At 43.6% G+C, this 17,179-nt stretch carries 15 protein-coding genes, 2 tRNA genes and 1 rRNA gene; 6 read left to right on the forward strand and 12 right to left on the reverse strand.

Annotated features, from left to right (window positions below):
- Nucleotides 1-199: 199 nt before the first annotated feature.
- The 3 genes from PATL_RS20565 to PATL_RS20575 all read right to left on the reverse strand — a co-directional run bounded on the left by PATL_RS20565 (nucleotide 200) and on the right by PATL_RS20575 (nucleotide 2,006).
- A tRNA-Ile gene (locus PATL_RS20565) sits at nucleotides 200-276 on the reverse strand.
- A gap of 18 nt (nucleotides 277-294) precedes the next feature.
- Nucleotides 295-370 (reverse strand) — tRNA-Ala (locus PATL_RS20570).
- 103 nt (nucleotides 371-473) lie between these two features.
- A 16S ribosomal RNA gene (locus PATL_RS20575) occupies nucleotides 474-2,006 on the reverse strand.
- A gap of 576 nt (nucleotides 2,007-2,582) precedes the next feature.
- Here PATL_RS20575 and PATL_RS20585 point away from each other — a divergent pair.
- Nucleotides 2,583-3,038 carry an RNA recognition motif domain-containing protein gene (locus tag PATL_RS20585; protein ID WP_011576713.1) on the forward strand — a complete coding sequence of 152 codons (456 nt, stop codon included), beginning with the start codon at nucleotides 2,583-2,585 and terminating at the stop codon, nucleotides 3,036-3,038.
- A gap of 83 nt (nucleotides 3,039-3,121) precedes the next feature.
- Here the strand turns inward: PATL_RS20585 and PATL_RS20590 are convergent, their stop codons facing one another.
- From PATL_RS20590 to PATL_RS20605, 4 genes are all read right to left on the reverse strand, one after another.
- Nucleotides 3,122-4,312, reverse strand: coding sequence for an aromatic amino acid transaminase (locus PATL_RS20590; RefSeq protein WP_011576714.1), 1,191 nt, complete (start codon nucleotides 4,310-4,312; stop codon nucleotides 3,122-3,124).
- Nucleotides 4,313-4,395: 83 nt separating this feature from the next.
- Nucleotides 4,396-5,163 carry an NRDE family protein gene (locus PATL_RS20595; RefSeq protein ID WP_011576715.1) on the reverse strand — a complete coding sequence of 256 codons (768 nt, stop codon included), beginning with the start codon at nucleotides 5,161-5,163 and terminating at the stop codon, nucleotides 4,396-4,398.
- Between the two features lie 25 nt (nucleotides 5,164-5,188).
- Nucleotides 5,189-6,175: an FHA domain-containing protein gene (locus PATL_RS20600; RefSeq protein ID WP_011576716.1), complete on the reverse strand. Its 987-nt coding sequence runs from the start codon at nucleotides 6,173-6,175 to the stop codon at nucleotides 5,189-5,191.
- Nucleotides 6,166-7,422: a S1 family peptidase gene (locus tag PATL_RS20605; protein WP_041714128.1), complete on the reverse strand. Its 1,257-nt coding sequence runs from the start codon at nucleotides 7,420-7,422 to the stop codon at nucleotides 6,166-6,168. The genes PATL_RS20600 and PATL_RS20605 overlap by 10 nt, the downstream gene beginning before the upstream one ends.
- 125 nt (nucleotides 7,423-7,547) lie before the next feature.
- Between PATL_RS20605 and PATL_RS20610 the strand changes: the two genes are divergently transcribed.
- Together PATL_RS20610 and PATL_RS20615 are read left to right on the forward strand one after the other, a co-directional pair.
- Nucleotides 7,548-8,180 (forward strand): lysophospholipid acyltransferase family protein, encoded by a 633-nt coding sequence (locus tag PATL_RS20610; RefSeq protein WP_011576718.1) that lies wholly within the window; start codon nucleotides 7,548-7,550, stop codon nucleotides 8,178-8,180.
- Nucleotides 8,177-9,418, forward strand: coding sequence for a cystathionine gamma-synthase family protein (locus PATL_RS20615; RefSeq protein WP_011576719.1), 1,242 nt, complete (start codon nucleotides 8,177-8,179; stop codon nucleotides 9,416-9,418). The genes PATL_RS20610 and PATL_RS20615 overlap by 4 nt, the downstream gene beginning before the upstream one ends.
- Nucleotides 9,419-9,510: 92 nt before the next feature.
- On the opposite strand, the gene PATL_RS20620 is transcribed toward PATL_RS20615, so the two are convergent.
- Together PATL_RS20620 and PATL_RS20625 are read right to left on the reverse strand one after the other, a co-directional pair.
- Nucleotides 9,511-9,906: an OsmC family protein gene (locus tag PATL_RS20620; RefSeq protein WP_011576720.1), complete on the reverse strand. Its 396-nt coding sequence runs from the start codon at nucleotides 9,904-9,906 to the stop codon at nucleotides 9,511-9,513.
- Nucleotides 9,907-9,941: 35 nt separating this feature from the next.
- Complete coding sequence (locus PATL_RS20625; RefSeq protein WP_011576721.1) at nucleotides 9,942-10,775, reverse strand: CvfB family protein; 834 nt, start codon at nucleotides 10,773-10,775, stop codon at nucleotides 9,942-9,944.
- A gap of 172 nt (nucleotides 10,776-10,947) precedes the next feature.
- On the opposite strand from PATL_RS20625, the gene PATL_RS20630 reads away from it, so the two are divergent.
- Both PATL_RS20630 and alr read left to right on the forward strand, forming a co-directional pair.
- Nucleotides 10,948-11,805 carry a D-amino acid aminotransferase gene (locus PATL_RS20630; RefSeq protein WP_011576722.1) on the forward strand — a complete coding sequence of 286 codons (858 nt, stop codon included), beginning with the start codon at nucleotides 10,948-10,950 and terminating at the stop codon, nucleotides 11,803-11,805.
- Nucleotides 11,806-11,814: 9 nt separating this feature from the next.
- Nucleotides 11,815-12,942: an alanine racemase gene (gene alr, locus PATL_RS20635; protein ID WP_011576723.1), complete on the forward strand. Its 1,128-nt coding sequence runs from the start codon at nucleotides 11,815-11,817 to the stop codon at nucleotides 12,940-12,942.
- 14 nt (nucleotides 12,943-12,956) lie between these two features.
- Here alr and cmoB read toward each other — a convergent pair whose 3' ends face one another.
- Both cmoB and cmoA read right to left on the reverse strand, forming a co-directional pair.
- A complete protein-coding gene (cmoB, locus tag PATL_RS20640; protein ID WP_011576724.1) occupies nucleotides 12,957-13,928 on the reverse strand; it encodes a tRNA 5-methoxyuridine(34)/uridine 5-oxyacetic acid(34) synthase CmoB in 972 nt (323 codons plus the stop codon).
- Nucleotides 13,929-13,963: 35 nt separating this feature from the next.
- Complete coding sequence (gene cmoA / locus PATL_RS20645; protein ID WP_011576725.1) at nucleotides 13,964-14,695, reverse strand: carboxy-S-adenosyl-L-methionine synthase CmoA; 732 nt, start codon at nucleotides 14,693-14,695, stop codon at nucleotides 13,964-13,966.
- A gap of 271 nt (nucleotides 14,696-14,966) precedes the next feature.
- Between cmoA and PATL_RS20650 the strand changes: the two genes are divergently transcribed.
- Entirely contained in the window at nucleotides 14,967-15,605 is a 639-nt protein-coding gene (locus PATL_RS20650) for a LuxR C-terminal-related transcriptional regulator (protein WP_006991697.1), read from the forward strand.
- Between the two features lie 76 nt (nucleotides 15,606-15,681).
- Here the strand turns inward: PATL_RS20650 and PATL_RS20655 are convergent, their stop codons facing one another.
- Entirely contained in the window at nucleotides 15,682-17,115 is a 1,434-nt protein-coding gene (locus PATL_RS20655; protein ID WP_041714640.1) for a DUF5610 domain-containing protein, read from the reverse strand.
- Nucleotides 17,116-17,179 lie beyond the last annotated feature (64 nt).

A 17,179-nucleotide genomic window follows, 5' to 3' on the forward strand; every position in this document is an offset into this window, starting at 1 on the left:
TGTTTGCGTTTGCACGCATTCACGTAGGGTTTAAAAAACCCTAATCAATAAATACTGAATCAGTACACATTGATTAAGGCTAATCTTTTCTACTAAAACCGAGTCTCCTATGCCGCTGCAATCTTTTCTAATCAAGGCATGTAGTGAGGACGTTTAGCCTGCTAAACGACGAACTACATAACGCAGAGTAGGAAAGATTTGGTAGGCTTGGGCAGACTTGAACTGCCGACCTCACCCTTATCAGGGGTGCGCTCTAACCAGCTGAGCTACAAGCCTATTATTGCGCAAGCAATTTGGTGGAGCTAAGCAGGATCGAACTGCTGACCTCCTGCGTGCAAGGCAGGCGCTCTCCCAGCTGAGCTATAGCCCCTCTTAAATCGACATCAGTCTTTTTAAAGAGTCTCTCGGTTCTTCTTTACTAACAACAAAACAATCTGTGTGAACACTCAGCCTGATGAGGCCTAACCTAATAGTAAGGAGGTGATCCAACCCCAGGTTCCCCTAGGGTTACCTTGTTACGACTTCACCCCAGTCATGAATCACAAAGTGGTAACCGTCCTCCCGAAGGTTAAACTAGCTACTTCTTTTGCAACCCACTCCCATGGTGTGACGGGCGGTGTGTACAAGGCCCGGGAACGTATTCACCGCAACATTCTGATTTGCGATTACTAGCGATTCCGACTTCATGGAGTCGAGTTGCAGACTCCAATCCGGACTACGACGAGCTTTAAGGGATCCGCTTACTCTCGCAAGTTTGCTTCCCTCTGTACTCGCCATTGTAGCACGTGTGTAGCCCTACTCGTAAGGGCCATGATGACTTGACGTCGTCCCCACCTTCCTCCGGTTTGTCACCGGCAGTCTCCTTAGAGTGCCCAACTTAAGGCTGGCAACTAAGGACAGGGGTTGCGCTCGTTGCGGGACTTAACCCAACATCTCACGACACGAGCTGACGACAGCCATGCAGCACCTGTATCTAGATTCCCGAAGGCACCAATTCATCTCTGAAAAGTTTCTAGTATGTCAAGAGTAGGTAAGGTTCTTCGCGTTGCATCGAATTAAACCACATGCTCCACCGCTTGTGCGGGCCCCCGTCAATTCATTTGAGTTTTAACCTTGCGGCCGTACTCCCCAGGCGGTCTACTTATCGCGTTAGCTTCGCTACTCACGGATTAAATCCACAAACAGCTAGTAGACAGCGTTTACGGTGTGGACTACCAGGGTATCTAATCCTGTTCGCTACCCACACTTTCGCACATGAGCGTCAGTTACTGACCAGGGAGTCGCCTTCGCCACTGATGTTCCTCCAGATATCTACGCATTTCACCGCTACACCTGGAATTCCACTCCCCTCTCCAAAACTCTAGCCTGCCAGTTCTAAATGCAATTCCCAGGTTGAGCCCAGGGCTTTCACATCTAGCTTAACAAACCGCCTGCGTGCGCTTTACGCCCAGTAATTCCGATTAACGCTCGGACCCTCCGTATTACCGCGGCTGCTGGCACGGAGTTAGCCGGTCCTTCTTCTGTTGCTAACGTCACAGCTAACGGGTATTAACCGCCAACCTTTCCTCACAACTGAAAGTGCTTTACAACCCGAAGGCCTTCTTCACACACGCGGCATGGCTGCATCAGGGTTTCCCCCATTGTGCAATATTCCCCACTGCTGCCTCCCGTAGGAGTCTGGACCGTGTCTCAGTTCCAGTGTGGCTGATCTTCCTCTCAGAACAGCTAGAGATCGTCGCCTTGGTGAGCCTTTACCTCACCAACAAGCTAATCTCGCTTAGGCTACTCTTTGCGCGGGAGCCGAAGCCCCCTTTGGTCCGAAGACGTTATGCGGTATTAGCTATCGTTTCCAATAGTTATCCCCCACACAAAGGCATATTCCTAAGTATTACTCACCCGTCCGCCACTCGTCATCTTCTAGCAAGCTAGAAATGTTACCGTTCGACTTGCATGTGTTAGGCCTGCCGCCAGCGTTCAATCTGAGCCATGATCAAACTCTTCAATTAAATATTTATCGAACATGAATTTTTTTTGGTAGACACTCATCAAGTGAGTGCCCACACAGATTGTCTTGTTATTAATTGTTAAAGAACAGTGCTACCGAAGTAGCGTACTTCCTTGGAAGCGGCTTAAGATGCTGTCCGTGGACCCTCTTAAGCGGGAGGCGTATAATACGCTCTCAAGTTTCGATGTCAAGGCGTTTTTTTATTTAATTTTAAATCAATTTTTGACGTGGATCACAAACTGAAAAACCAAACTAAACTGCCTTACATCACGCTGATTAAAGTCTTTATAAAAGGCTTACATCACCTGGTGGAAACCAGTGTCGGTGCAGCTGTTTTAGCGGCTGTCCCGAAGCGAGAGGCGCATTATAGAGATCCCTTTTTTGATCGCAAGTGTTTATTTCAAAAAAATGTTCAACTGCTGATTTAACAAACGAACTGACTAACTTTAGGCCTATATGATGGTATTTAACTCTATATGGATAAATGTAAAGGCTTATTAGTTGGCGATTTTGTAATAAATGGTTAACATAGCTAAGCCTTATATTCTTACAAACACACAATCTTTTAGGTAGATACATGAACTCACCCACTATAATAAATATAATTCTTTCCGTCGTTCTTGCTGTTGCAGGCTATTTACTACTACCTGTCATGGCGGCTAACCTTGATCCTAGCCTCGCGCTAGCTATTGGTTTATTGCTTGGCGGTATTCTCGTCCCCATCATTGGTAGCCAATTTTCTGGTACTTCTTCTGTTGCACAACAGGCCGATGAAGAAAATAGTAAAACTCTATATGTTGGCAACTTGCCTTATCGTGCAAATGAACAAGCTGTTCAACAACATTTTGAATTGCAAGGACAGGTTCACTCCGTTCGTTTGATGAAAGATCGCCGCACAGGTAAACGCAAGGGCTATGGTTTTGTAGAGATGACAGCTGCTGGTGCTGAGAAAGCGATTCAAAACTTGAATGATTCTGAGTTTCAAGAAAGAACGTTGAAAGTACGCATGGCTAAAGACAAAGTCGAAGAATAAGCCACTGCTATAATACGTAGATAATAAAAAAGCCGATGCATGCATCGGCTTTTTTGTGTTTTAACGTAACTGACTATCGATACTTATAGTACTGATACTAATGCAGTGGCTAATGCGTCAACGTTACCTTTACTGATACCTGCAATATTCACCCGGCTTGAATCAACGAAATAAACACTATGTTTATTACGCATCTCTTGAACTTGCTCAGGAGTAATACACAAATAAGAGAACATGCCCTTTTGTTGATTCACAAAACTAAAGTCTCTCTGGGCACCTTTCTCTGTGAGCTTGTCTACCAATAAGCCACGTAGTGTTTTCATTCGCGTGCGCATTGCTTCTACTTCTGTTTGCCATTCTGTGCGCAAAGATTCGTCGCTCAATATGATATCAACTAGTGCCCCACCATATGAAGGTGGCATAGAGTATATACCACGAGCAATTGACTGAATTTGAGTTTGAATCGCTTTACGCGTTTGTGTGTTGGCCGTAATCATCGCAGCTAAACCTACACGCTCTCTATATAAACCGAAGTTTTTAGAACATGAAGCGGCGATTATCACTTCTGGTAAATTTTCGACTAGTAAACGAAGTCCATAAGCATCTTGCTCAAGACCATCGCCGAATCCCTGATAGGCAACATCTACAAATGGGATGAAACCGGTTTTTTGTGCGAGCTCTAATACCGTTTTCCATTGCTCTGGTGTTAAGTCGGCACCCGTTGGGTTATGACAGCATCCATGTAATAACACTACATCACCTGACTTCACTTGCGCTAAAGTTTCGACCATACCGTCAAAATTGATGCTCGCATCCGCTTTATTGAAGTAGGGGTAAGTCTCAATTTTAAGGCCAGCATTACCAATGAGCGGAATATGGTTTGCCCAAGTTGGATCGCTTACCCAAACAGTGAGTTCACTGTCACAGCGTTTGATAAGCTCAGCCAGAATACGCAGTGCACCACAACCACCAGGCGCTTGAACCGCTGCTACGCGATCTTCAAGCATCACCTTGCTGCCCTTGCCTAGTAACAATTGCAGCATACCGTCAATATACCCTGGCACCCCTTGAGGTGTGATATAGGTTTTAGAGTCCTCTTTGGCTAGTAATATCTGCTGAGCCTTTGCTACAGAAGATAAAATAGGTGTATGCCCTTGTTCGTCCTTATAAACGCCTACGCCCAAGTCAATTTTCAGTGGATTAGGGTCCGCTTTATATGCAGTTGATAATCCCAAAATAGGATCGGCGGGTAACTGGGGCAATACTTCAAACATGATGTTCCTCTAAATTTATGTTGGATAGGCTAAACGGCAGACATTATGCCACCGACTGATGATTTTTCGAACTTAAAATACTGCTAATTTATATCGAAATGATAGCTATTTTCAGCAATACATTGAGCCTCATGATTAAAGGTTCGTTCTTGCCATGATACACGCTGCTGCTTATCCACTAAAAGTAGCGTGGATGAACGAGTGCCATACTCTGGGCTTTGTATAAAAATCGAGGATAACTTACGCTCCCACTCAATAGGCACACCGGTTTGCGGCAATATATCATCTTGGGCTTTGGTCTGGTTTTTAAGTAAAGCAAATAAGCTTTCAACTTCTAACGTATGAGGGTTTTGGCAATATTCGGTTAACTGTGCCATGCCATGTAAAGTTTTCGGCCAAGGGGTGTTTAATTTTGCGTTAGATAAGCCGTAAACTCCCGTTGTTAATCTCTCAGATTGAAGCGTATGGTTGTTAAATACATGTAAGTTATTCCAATCACCATATAATAAATTAAAGCCATTATAGTTCTCGGCATCCGCTAACATCTTGGAAAGATAAGCATCGCTTCTAGGGGAGTGTTGCAGATACTGACTAACCAATTCCCCCCTACTCACTGCATTGGCTAGATTACGCTTGGGATCGCGAATATTGGTTAGTGCTGCAAGTTTACCTTGGGTATTAATACCCATCCAAGTGCCACCAGCACGCAGATCTTTTCCAGCTAGAGTGTTCGGCTGCCCTTCCCAAAAGCACGACTCGCGTGTTGGTCGCTCAAAGAACTCATCCCGATTCGCTGCAACAATAAGAGGATAATCAGGGTGCTGATTTACAGCAATAAATAAAATACACATAAAAATATACTACTTGTTTGATGTGCTAATCATTGGCGCTTTGCTCAGCTAGGCCTTCACGTTCGATACGTTCATCAAGTTCCGTAAATAAGGTCCGTGAATTTTCAACGAATGTCGTTACATCTGATGCTGGGCGCAGCTGATAGATAGGTGGCAACATGATACTGTTGTAATCAGGCTTAGCGCTAAAGTCGCTGCTACCTAACATACCTATACTGACCACTGGTACTACTATTACTAAGGTCATCATTGAACCCACGAGATTGCGCCGTGTATTGGTTTGGTGAAAAGCAAAAAACAAAGACAACCAAATAAAACCAAACAACACCAGTGAATACACAATTAGCTCTACCCATATCAATGCTTCAGGCGCATTAAAGTTAAAAGAAAGTAATTTTCCTAACAAATATAAGCCGTAAAATATAAACAATGTAAGCCAGAGAATAGAAAACTGACTCACTACTCTGCTTTCTTTGTTAAAAACCTTGCCCATTACAGCGAAGCCGATAGGCCAAGCACTTAACAAAGCCATTTGCCCCATCTCTTTAGGTAACATGTCAAATACATTGTAGGCTTCAACGCTATTGGTGAACTCAAACACCATGGACAACACTAAATAAGCTAACGTAAGCAAAATCGCCACTGCACTACTGGACAACCAATTCAAACTCTCTTCTAACTGGCTCAATGGTAAAGCGGCTGACACTGGCTGATTCGTATTGACGACTTTTAAGCGTGTACGACCCAGTTTTAAAATATCGTTACCGTGCAGTTTACCGCTCGTCATTGACTGCTTATTTACCAACGTGCCGTTTATCGTTTGGCAATCTTCAAAGAAGATAGATTGATCTTGGCTGTCTTGCGTTATGCGCACATGCTCGGCACTGATATAAGGGTCTTCCAAACGCAAATCACAATGATGATCACGACCCACCAAAATCTCTGACTTATTAAATTTAAAGTATTTTAATGTTTGGTCTTTACGTGAAAGCAACTCAAGCACTATTGCCATGCTATTGCTCCCACAAATTGCTTAGTAAACCGCGTAGCCGATTCCTGACTCACCCCAGCTAGGGTAAAGTGGCTTATCAACCCTTGAGACTCGTGGTTCAATGTGGCTCCTATATATAAAACATCGTACAAATGTGCGAATTCTTTATATGCCCTTAAACATAAAATACTTTTGGTTTTAACATCGTGAGTATTGGCTACAATATCCTGTTTGCATTGATAGTTGCTCACATCATTTTTGCTAGCTTGATTACCCGCACCAGCACCTGAAATGCTGCCACTAAAGAAGTCATAAAAGCGGTGTGCACCAAATTCGCCACTTTCAAGCCATTCAAACTCTATTTCTATACCGCCAGTACGAAGACCGCCATGAAGGAATATTTCTTCATCTAAACTGCATCTATTTTCTACTGACAAATATAACGCTTCTTGATCCGCGCTGTTTGAGTCTCCCCAACAAGAAAGTAATGCGCCTTCTAGGGTAGGTATTTTCGCGCCGCCTAATTCATTTGATTTCCATACACCCCGTTCAAGGCGTTCAAACAAACGTTGTTGATTCACCATTAGCTGAGAGGCAATAACCTTCTTGTAATCGTCTGGCGCTAACGGGGTGAAATCGTCTGCGTCAATTAATGTGTGGATTTTAGTCAAGGGCACTAGAAAGCCGATTTGGTTACCCGCTGTTGCGACATTGACACCAACAACTTGGCCTTCAGGGTTCACAACAGGACCGCCGCTCATGCCTGGGTTAATCGAGCCAGTGAAATGAATACGCTGATAGAAACTGTTCTTTTTAATGCCATTAAAGGTACCTGGTACCACAATCATGCCTAAGTCATGCGGGTTACCAAGTGAGTATATGCTGCTACCCTGCTCGGGTAATGAGGCAGATAATGAGAAGAAACCCGCGCTGCTACTTCCACTTTTGACCTGCACTAACGCAAGATCATTAACCACATCAATGTTAACCAGCGACAAATCACCAACAGAGCCATCAGCAGCGAGATACTCAATACGATATTTTTCAGGAAAATAAACGAATTCAGAGACAACGTGGTAATTCGTTACCAGCACACCTGAGTCATTTATTTGAAACCCAGAGCCAATTGAAGACTTGTTACCTGAACCCAATTCAATAATTCGAATTTGATATAGTGCACTTTGGTAATGGCTAAAAAGATTTTGCGCCGTCTGCTGAGCAAAGCCCATTGCGCTGTATAAGGCCAGCGCGAAAAACATATATCTCAAAATTCTATATTCCTTTTTTATTATATCTTGGAGCCGCAGGAGTGCATAAGTAGGATTGGCACTCGACAATGCCGATGACATGACGGATCATTCATCTAGTGTAAAGTGGTACAGCTAAGAAAGAAATGGCTAGCAAATTAAATACTCCTGAGTTAAGTGAAGATTTACCGCGCATTGGTAACGCCTTTAGTTGTTCGATCGGCAGAGCAACACTTAAACTTATGGGTTGGCAATTTAGTGGTGAATTTCCCAAACACAAAAAGATGATAATCGCCGTGGCTCCACATACTTCGAACTGGGATTTCGTGATCGGAATAGCCGTCGCGTTTACACTAAAGCTTAAAATTACTTTCTTCGCGAAAAGCAGCTTATTTATTCCACCATTTTCGGTGTTACTCCGTCGCTGGGGTGGGCTACCTATAAAGCGCCAAAAAGCACATGGCATGGTAGAACAAATGTCGGAAGAAGCTCGCCAAGCAGATAACATGATTCTGTGCCTCGCCCCTGAAGGGACGCGCGGTAAACGCGAAAATTGGAAAACAGGCTTTTTACACATCGCTTATAAAGCTGACATGCCCGTGTTCTTAGTCGCATTTGATTATAAGAAAAAGCGAATTGAATTAGGCCCTGTGCTAACAATAAGTGAAAATATACCATTAGAACTACAACGCATTTATCAGCATTATCACACTGTGCATGCTAAATTCCCTGATGAAGTAGCGACCAACTTAACGCCCCCAAGCGGAGACAAAGATTGAAAGACAAAGGTTTTACCACCCGTTTAGTACACGCAGATAGAGTAATCAATAAACCGCAAAACGGAGCGGTGCATCAAGCAACAAATAATTCCGTTTTGTTTGCATTTGATAACGCGCAAGACCTAGTCGATGTATTTCAAGGCAAAGCAGCAGGTCACGTATATTCACGCTCATCCTCTGCATCAAGTGTGTCATTGCAAAATATTCTTAATGAATTAGAAGGTGGCGTGGGTGCCATTACCTTTTCTACGGGAATGGCAGCCATCAGTGCAACGTTTTTAAGTTTGCTTCGCGCTGGCGACCACATCATTATGAGCCAATTTTTGTTTGGCAATACCAGCAGCCTTGCCAGCACATTACAAGGACTGGGTATAGAGATCAGCTTCGTTGACGCAACAGATGTGCAAAACGTGATTGCAGCTATAAAGCCAAATACCAAATTAGTGTATGCCGAAACCATAGCCAACCCTGCCACCCAAGTATCTGATTTAAGTGCCATAGGTCAGTTATGTAACGAACAAAAATTGCTGTTTATCGTTGATAACACCATGACGCCTGCCAATATTTTTGATCCCAAAAGCGTCAAGGCTTCACTGACTATCGCTTCATTAACTAAGTATGTATCAGGGCACGCTAATGTGCTGGGCGGTGTCGTTGTCGACACTGGTTTATTCGACTGGAGTGGGTTTAACAACATATTACCTATTTACCGCACAGCGGATACCCAGCAATGGGGACTGACGCAAATTAAGAAACGCGGCCTTAGAGACATGGGGGCAACGTTATCTCCTGATGCGGCCCACAGCATATCCATAGGTCTTGAAACGCTGGCTTTGAGGGTAGAGAGAATTTGCCAAAATGCGCTGCGTCTGGCGACGTACTTACATGGTCATGAACACGTTCAGCACGTTTACTATCCGGGTATAGCGGACCACCCACAACATTATATAGCGCGAGAGCTATTCACAGGTTATGGGGGAATAGTCAGTATCGACCTAGCTGAGCATATCGACCCGCTCGCATTTTTAAATGAGCTTAAGTTAGTGTTGTGCGCAACACATTTAGGGGACACCCGTACTTTAGGTTTACCCGTCGCCCAAACTATTTACTTTGAGAACACTGCCGAGCAAAGAGCCGATATGGGTATTAATGATAATATGCTGCGTTTTTCGATCGGTATTGAAGATGTAGACGATATTGTTGCGGACTTCGAACAAGCCTTTACCGCACTGGTGTAAATCGTCTCAGCTGACTTTATTGGTGAGATGAATAAATGACGAGTTGAACATAGCGACCTTGTTCAACTCGTTTACGGTACTCGGATTTCTAACTAGGGCTGTATACTAAAACTGGTCGTGATCTTAACTTTTCCTTCTAACATCAACATGACTGAGCAGTATTTTTCAGCTGACAGTTGAACGGCACGTTGAATGTGCTTCTCACTTAGGTTTTCGCCACTGACAACATAATGGGCATGAATCTCAGTAAACACTCTTGGGGCTTCATCTGCTCGCTGAGCATCGAGTTGACATTCGCAGCCGGTAATCCCTTGGCGTGATTTTTTAAGAATTTCTACTACATCAATAGATGAGCACGCGCCAACGGCCAATAATACGGCTTCCATAGGGGTCGCCTGACTGCCATCACCGTCCATTTCGATGGTTTTTCCTGTGTCAGTTTCACCAACGAATTTCATATCTGACTGCCAACTAACGGTCGCTTTCATTTTTTACTCCACTGCAAATAACTACTGCTTACATTCTATTTAATTAAGGTGATTTTGCTCTTATCAAGCAATATGCGTTTTTGCTTGTATAAAGCGCCTAGCGCCTTCTTGTATACATTTTTACTGACATTGAAGCGCTTTGATATTTCTTGCGCTGAGCTTTTATCCGTTAAAGTTGATATACCGCCATGGGCCTCGAGATCGTCAATAATTTGTTCTGCCAAATCTTTGCGTGCGCCATCATCGTGAAATTGAAAACACAGATCAATTTTGTTGTCCTCACGGATACGTTTAATAAACCCTTTAGTGCGCTCACCCATACGCAAAGGTTTAAACACTTCATCTTTGAATATCAAACCTAGGTGACTGCCATTTATCACCGCTTTGTATCCCATATCAGTGCGGCCACAAATCAATAAATCGACTTCTTGCTTAGGCGCAAAGTTCTGACCTTCTTCAAATAAAAAGTCACGTAAACGCGTGGAAGCAGCAACCTTCCCTGTTTCATCATCAAAATACACAAATACTACGTAAGACACGCCCTCTGCCATCGGGAAGTCTTGCTCGCTATAGGGCACCAGAATGTCTTTATCGATACCCCAATCTAAAAACGCACCTACATTATTTACACTCACCACCTTTAAGAAGGCGCATTCATCTACTTCAGCCAAAGGTGTTTGCGTGGTGGCGATCAAGCGACTGTCGCTATCGTGATAAATAAAGACGTGGCAGGTATCACCAATCTTACAATCTTCGGCAGCAAACTTAGTGGGGAGCAGAACCTCACCATCGTCTCCACCATCAAGGTAAAATCCGAAGGGTACCTGTTTAATTACGTTTAATGAGTTGAACTTACCAATTTGCAGCATAAAACCTGTCTGTGTTGAGCAATAGAAGCGAACCTTATTGTACCTGATATGAAGGATATTCACGGTAAAAATTCAAATTTGCTAACAAAGTAGCTTAATTCATTATAAAAATTCGTGGCATAATCCGCATTCAACAGCCCTTCTTCCAATGCTATTTTTTTGAGTCTTAACTATGAGCATCGTATTTTTAAATGGGGAATATCTCCCCCAAGAACAAGCTAAAATTTCACCTATGGACCGCGGGTTCTTATTCGGCGACGGCATTTATGAAGTGGTACCTACCTATCAAGGTGAAGCTGTTGGCTTTATGCCTCATATTGAACGTATGCAATCGGGTTTGGCGTCTATCGGCATTCAACTTGATTACACAGTAGAAGACTGGCAAGAAATCATTCATACGTTGATCGCAAAGAACGAGACCGGTAACCGCGGAATTTATCTTCATGTTAGTCGCGGCACTGACACCAAACGAGCTCATGCATATCCGACAGGCGTCGAACCAACGGTATTTGCCTTTTCATTCGAGATACCGCCTGCGCCGACACCAGACAAAGAAGGTGTAAAAGCGTTCAATGTTACCAGCAGTGAAGATTTGCGCTGGAAGCGATGCAATATTAAATCGACCTCGTTACTCGGCAATGTTATGCATTATCAACAAAGCCAAGATCTTGGTATGCAAGAAACCATACTGTTTAATCAACAACAGGAACTTACCGAAGCAAGCTCATGCAACGTATTTATGGTCAAAAATAACGTGATCGCTACTCCCGCTTTGGATAACCAACTGCTACCAGGTGTTACTAGAAAGTTGCTGTTAGCCATTTTACGTGAGCACAGCTCATTTAAGGTTGAAGAACGTGTTATCACGATGGACGAGGTACGTGATGCGGATGAATTATGGCTGACCAGCTCATCCAAAGAAGTGGCTCCTATTGTAACGCTTGATGGTACTCCGGTGGGTAACGGTTCTGTCGGTGATGTATGGTTGCAAGCACAAGCCTTGTTTAGCCAATATAAATATCAATATTAAAGGCCGTTAATGCCACGCCCTATTTCGATTACGGTAGATCTGGATGCTATCCGTCAAAACTTCGCATATGCAAATGCTCTGGGTGTTAACGCCTTGGAAAGTTCCATCAACGACCGTCAGAGCAATACTCTTGCGGTCATCAAAGCTGATGCTTACGGCCACGGCGCAGTAGCAACAGCGCGCGCTCTTAATGGCCAAGCCGCTCTACTTGCGGTATCGAGTATTGAAGAAGCCGTAAGTTTGCGCCAACACCATATAAAGACGCCCATTTTATTGCTTGAAGGCTGCTTTTGTCCTAGTGAATTGAGTGTTGTAAATGAATTAAACCTACAAATTGTTATTCACAACCAAAAGCAAATTGAAGATCTGCTGGCCCAAGTATTAACGAAGCCCATAAAAGTATGGTTGAAAGTTGATACTGGTATGCATCGCCTAGGCATACCTGTCTCAGATGCATTGAAGGCTTATACTCAACTCGCATCCAGTAAGAATGTGTGCTCGGTTATGCTTATGACGCACTTTGCTACATCTGATCACCCCGATCACCCTTTACTGCTGAGTCAAATACAGTCAATACAAAAGCTTGCTGAAAAAGTATCGGCGGAGCCGTCATACGCAGGTTGTAGCTTAGCCAATTCAGCTGCCCTACTTGCTACACCGAAAAGCATCAGCACTTGGAACCGCCCAGGGATCATGCTGTATGGTATTAGTCCCTTCAACCAAAGTGATATCAACGTTCTACCACTCATTCCGGCGATGACTTTTAGCTCAAAAGTGATTGCATTGAGACGCGTCGCAACTGGCGAGTCAGTAGGGTACGGCGCAATATGGACAGCGAAGCGACCAAGCATTATCGCCACTGTGGCGGCAGGTTATGGTGATGGTTACCCTCGAACGGCTAAATCTGGCACCCCTGTTATGGTCAATGGCCAGATAGCGCCGTTAGCGGGTCGTGTTTCGATGGACATGTTGTGCGTTGACGTCACTCAATTAACCGATATAAGTGAAGGCAGCCCAGTCGAGCTTTGGGGCAAGAATATACCGGTTAATGACGTGGCCGCTTGGGCGGATACGTTAGGCTATGAATTAGTCACCCGAATGCCAACGCGCGCCAAACGGGTATTTATTAACGAGTAAATTGAGCGCATATGCTATCGCTCAGCCACAACAACGGCCCTCAGGGGCGCAGGATAGCCTTCAATGGTTTTTGAGTGATCATTCGGGTCAAGAAAATCAACCAAAGATTGACTGTCCATCCACTGCGTTGCGCGCTGCTCTTCTATCGTAGTTTTTGCTAAATCTACCACGCGCACATTTTTAAAGCCCAGTCGTTTCATCCATAAACACAAGGCATCTGTACTAGGCAAAAACCATACGTTGCGCATTTGAGCGTACCTGTCCCCGGCCATCAATACAGTATTTTCATCTCCCTCAACTACAAGTGTCTCGAGAATGAGCTCGCCACCGGGTCGCAACTGATTTTTTAGCTGTTGTAAAAAATCGAGTGGACTTTTTCGGTGATACAGTACCCCCATTGAAAAAACCGTATCAAAGGCATTTTTTTCAGGTAGCTGCTCAACACCTACGGGCAATAAATGAATGCGTGGGTCGGGGTTAAAATGCTTAGTGGCTTGGAACTGCATCAAAAATAACTGAGAAGGGTCCGCGCCCACCACCATTTTGGCGTTTTCTCCTAGCATACGCCACATGTGGTAGCCACTGCCGCAACCAACATCAAGAACATAACGATTTTCTAACGACTGTATATGCGGTTGTACTCTTTCCCATTTCCAGTCGGACCGCCACTCTGTATCAATATGAATACCATGAATATGAAATGGCCCTTTACGCCATGGCATAAACTGCTTAAGTAAGCCTATAATTTGCTTCTGCGTATACTCGTTTATCTCGCTTTGCAGCCCAAATTCAACCCTCTCTTTGAGCTCAATTTCACTAGGATGAGTCTGAGGCAGCTTGCCAAGCAGCTTTACCCACTTGTTGAAATCACCGTGTAGCTGCTCTTTTTGCCAGGTAGAAATTTGCCCGGGAAGAAGCTCTAACCAAGCACTTAGCGGGGAGTCGGCAATTTCTTTATAAAACTGGTTGAACCAAGGGACTGACATGAACGGCGCCTGTAAAGTAAATAAATAAAAAAGTGTTAGCTTTTGATCGCGACAATGGAGGCAAAGTTAAAACACTGAAACCACAATACGACATCGTCAAAACCAGCATTTTGTAGTCTGGTTTGATGCGCCTCAAACGTTTCAGCCCGCAAAATGTTTTCAATTGATTCACGCTTTTGACTTATCTCTAGCTCGCTATAACCATTGCGCCTTTTAAACTCATGATGAAGGTCAATTAGTAACTCATTCCCTTGCTCTGATGCGTGGCGAAGCTTCTCTGAAAGTATGAAAATTCCACCCGGTGCTAAGCCATCGTATATGCTCTGAATAATCTGATCACGCTGAGTGGGGTCGATAAATTGCAATGTGAAGTTCATTACCACACTTGATGCATTTTCGATGTGGATATTTTGTAAATCATCGCAAATCACCTCTATGGGAGTATTCGCTTTATACGCTTTTACGTGCCGGGCACACCGCTGAGCCATAGCTTCAGAGTTATCCACTGCAATGATACTACAGTTATCAGCCACTACGTATTTTGCCGCTGCTAAGCTAACTGCGCCGAGGGAGCAACCGAGATCGTATATATTGGAATTGTTTGTAGCGTAGCGTCCAGCCAATTGCCCAATTGCATCGACGATGGTGTTATAACCCGGCACAGAGCGCTGGATCATATCTGGAAAAACCTCTGCTACGGTATCATCGAAGCGGAAATCACTTACCTGTTGAGGTTGTGAATAAATGGCGTCTTTGCTTGATTGCATGTAATTGATAATGATTGTGGAAAATTAGCGTAATTCTACCCGCAGCCACTAAACCACGCAATTCTCTTGTCTATTTGCACCATGGATTAAGAGGATCGTAAAAATTTTTCTGATATAAACAAACTGCATGAGGTATTTGTTACATCATACTTACGCCTTCTGATAGAATGTGTCACATAAATTGCAGGGAAGTTAATTAATCCCTTCATTAATCAAGACTAAAGTATTAGTCTTGTTACTTAATATTGAATTATTTATTGAAGGCAAATAAATGGCAAAGTTTTTAATTGCAGATGATCATCCGCTATTTCGCGAAGCTTTAGTGGGTGCACTAAGTCCACTGTTTGAAGATATTGAGATTTTGCAATCCGACTCGCTCGACTCTACATTAATGACGCTCCATGAAAACCCAGATATCGATTTAATATTACTCGATCTGCACATGCCTGGATGTGAGAATTTCTATGGTTTAATTCGAGTCACTCAGGATTATCCTGAAATTCCTGTCGCAGTAGTCTCGGCTAGTGACTCTATTGAAGTTGTTTCGTACGTGATGAGCTTCGGCGCAAAAGGTTTTGTACCTAAGTCCAGCCCTACTTTGATGATTGCTGATGCCTTGAAAACAATCATGAGCGGTGAAATTTGGTTAACTGAAGAGTTAAAAGCACAGATTGCCCAAATTGACGGTGAAGAACTCAACTTAGCGCAACGAATTGCAGAATTAACGCCTAAGCAATTTCAGGTGTTAAAGCTAATCCATGATGGTTTATTAAATAAACAAATTGCTCACGAATTAAATGTCACTGAAGCGACCGTTAAAGCGCATATCAGTGCAGTATTTAGAAAACTAGAAGTTAATACTCGAACTCAAGCAGTATTGCTGCTTAAAAAGTTAAATTTAGAAGATTAGTCCCCACCTCTAAATAACGTTAGTCACCTTTAGTGACTAACGTTATCTTGTTCCGAACTTTTATCGCTCCAGCGAGTTATTCACTCTGGTTAGTTCCTGAGAAGTTTAACGGTAAACCATTCAATAGCTTTTGATTAAAACTATGAAAACGTTGAATTGCAGAAATTAAATCTGGTGTGTGAACATCGCCCATTTGATTAATCAATCCATTAATCAAATCGTCATACTGTTCACCGCTTTCAAGCTTTTGCCTCGATTGCTCAAAAACATCCAGCATTTTATCTAGATAATGCGCGACCGGTTTAACCGTCTTATTAGGGTCTCCTCTAGGGTCATCTTCACTGAAATGAGAAACCGATTCATACGCCTGAATAGATTGGGTTTGCTCTTGTCTAGTTAATTGTAAAGCAAAACCGGTTAGCTCTTTTTCATCATATCCCAACTTTAATGCTTGATTGAATGCTGACTCAATATCACCGTTGAAGAATTCATCAGCTAAATCGCTGGCGTCAGCAACCAATGTACCTATCGCCTTTAATTCGTCTTCGTCTAACTCCCCCTGCAAAGTGAAAGACAGTGCATTACTGCTAATGTGCTCATAACGTTGCGTTGAAGTGACTTTAGCTGTCACGTTGTTACTTGCATCATCGCTTTCTTGTACTGAAGATTGCGTTACGCCCTTTTGCTCAGCGCTATCAAGGTTCGGCTCATCAGCCACGTCGTTTTCGGCTATATCTTGTGCATTGTTTACCGATTGAGGTTTCGATGGCTCTACTGGCTGCTGAAACACTTGTTCTTCTTCAACTTTTACCAGCAACTTTTGGTTTAACTCAAAGCTTTCCAAGTCTTCAAAGCGAATGTTAACTTCGTCACCATCCAACGTACGAATACGTAACTCACCCGTGTCACGGCGTTGATAGTTCACTTGATTCTCCAACGAAACGTTAGACGTGCCGACATCGCTCGCTTCTTGAGTTTCTGAGAAAATCGAATCTCTTAGCTTTTGCAATCCCGTATCTATTAATTCTTGGCTTCGGCTAATCCCATTTTTGATGTCATCATTCATCACTCCGGCGAGATCTTTTTCAGCCATGCCAATGCCTTTTAATACCCCCGAACGAGCTTGCTCAAAAAGAGCATTCAAAGCATCGTCGTCAGCGCCTTTTCCTTGAGCATTTTTGATTGCACCACCTACAAAATTCAACACATTGCGAGCGACCTCTTCAAAGTCGAATAAACTTTTATTCGTCTCTTCCTCGTCAGCTTGCTGGGGTACTCTAAGCTGAAGTTTGCTTGCCCCAACCGATACACTGTGGTTCATGGAATTAGTTAATACTTGGCCTGCAAAAAAACTATGAGATGATAATGCGCCGCTCAAGGACGCCTTATCACCCGCCAGTGTGCTTGCTTGCTCAAGACCTGAATCACGCAATTGGTTCTGAAAGCTATTTGCCTCCCCCAAGTGCGCCGGCTTTTCACGCATGAAAGCCTTAATTTCATTAATATTCATTTGTGCCACCTCACTTTCCTCAACTAGGTTATCGGCCGCATGCTGGCTAAATTTAGTACAATTC

Origin of the sequence: Paraglaciecola sp. T6c (assembly GCF_000014225.1) — a bacterium.
Lineage (GTDB): Bacteria > Pseudomonadota > Gammaproteobacteria > Enterobacterales > Alteromonadaceae > Paraglaciecola > Paraglaciecola atlantica_A.

Excerpts from the sequence above, each read along its gene's own strand:
- PATL_RS20585 (WP_011576713.1), top strand. The coding sequence starts at position 2,583 with ATGAACTCACCCACTATAATAAATATAATTCTTTCCGTCGTTCTTGCT.
- PATL_RS20590 (WP_011576714.1), bottom strand. The coding sequence starts at position 4,312 with ATGTTTGAAGTATTGCCCCAGTTACCCGCCGATCCTATTTTGGGATTA.
- PATL_RS20595 (WP_011576715.1), bottom strand. The coding sequence starts at position 5,163 with ATGTGTATTTTATTTATTGCTGTAAATCAGCACCCTGATTATCCTCTT.
- PATL_RS20600 (WP_011576716.1), bottom strand. The coding sequence starts at position 6,175 with ATGGCAATAGTGCTTGAGTTGCTTTCACGTAAAGACCAAACATTAAAA.
- PATL_RS20610 (WP_011576718.1), top strand. The coding sequence starts at position 7,548 with ATGGCTAGCAAATTAAATACTCCTGAGTTAAGTGAAGATTTACCGCGC.
- PATL_RS20620 (WP_011576720.1), bottom strand. The coding sequence starts at position 9,906 with ATGAAAGCGACCGTTAGTTGGCAGTCAGATATGAAATTCGTTGGTGAA.
- PATL_RS20625 (WP_011576721.1), bottom strand. The coding sequence starts at position 10,775 with ATGCTGCAAATTGGTAAGTTCAACTCATTAAACGTAATTAAACAGGTA.
- PATL_RS20630 (WP_011576722.1), top strand. The coding sequence starts at position 10,948 with ATGAGCATCGTATTTTTAAATGGGGAATATCTCCCCCAAGAACAAGCT.
- alr (WP_011576723.1), top strand. The coding sequence starts at position 11,815 with ATGCCACGCCCTATTTCGATTACGGTAGATCTGGATGCTATCCGTCAA.
- cmoB (WP_011576724.1), bottom strand. The coding sequence starts at position 13,928 with ATGTCAGTCCCTTGGTTCAACCAGTTTTATAAAGAAATTGCCGACTCC.
- cmoA (WP_011576725.1), bottom strand. The coding sequence starts at position 14,695 with ATGCAATCAAGCAAAGACGCCATTTATTCACAACCTCAACAGGTAAGT.
- PATL_RS20650 (WP_006991697.1), top strand. The coding sequence starts at position 14,967 with ATGGCAAAGTTTTTAATTGCAGATGATCATCCGCTATTTCGCGAAGCT.
- PATL_RS20655 (WP_041714640.1), bottom strand. The coding sequence starts at position 17,115 with ATGAATATTAATGAAATTAAGGCTTTCATGCGTGAAAAGCCGGCGCAC.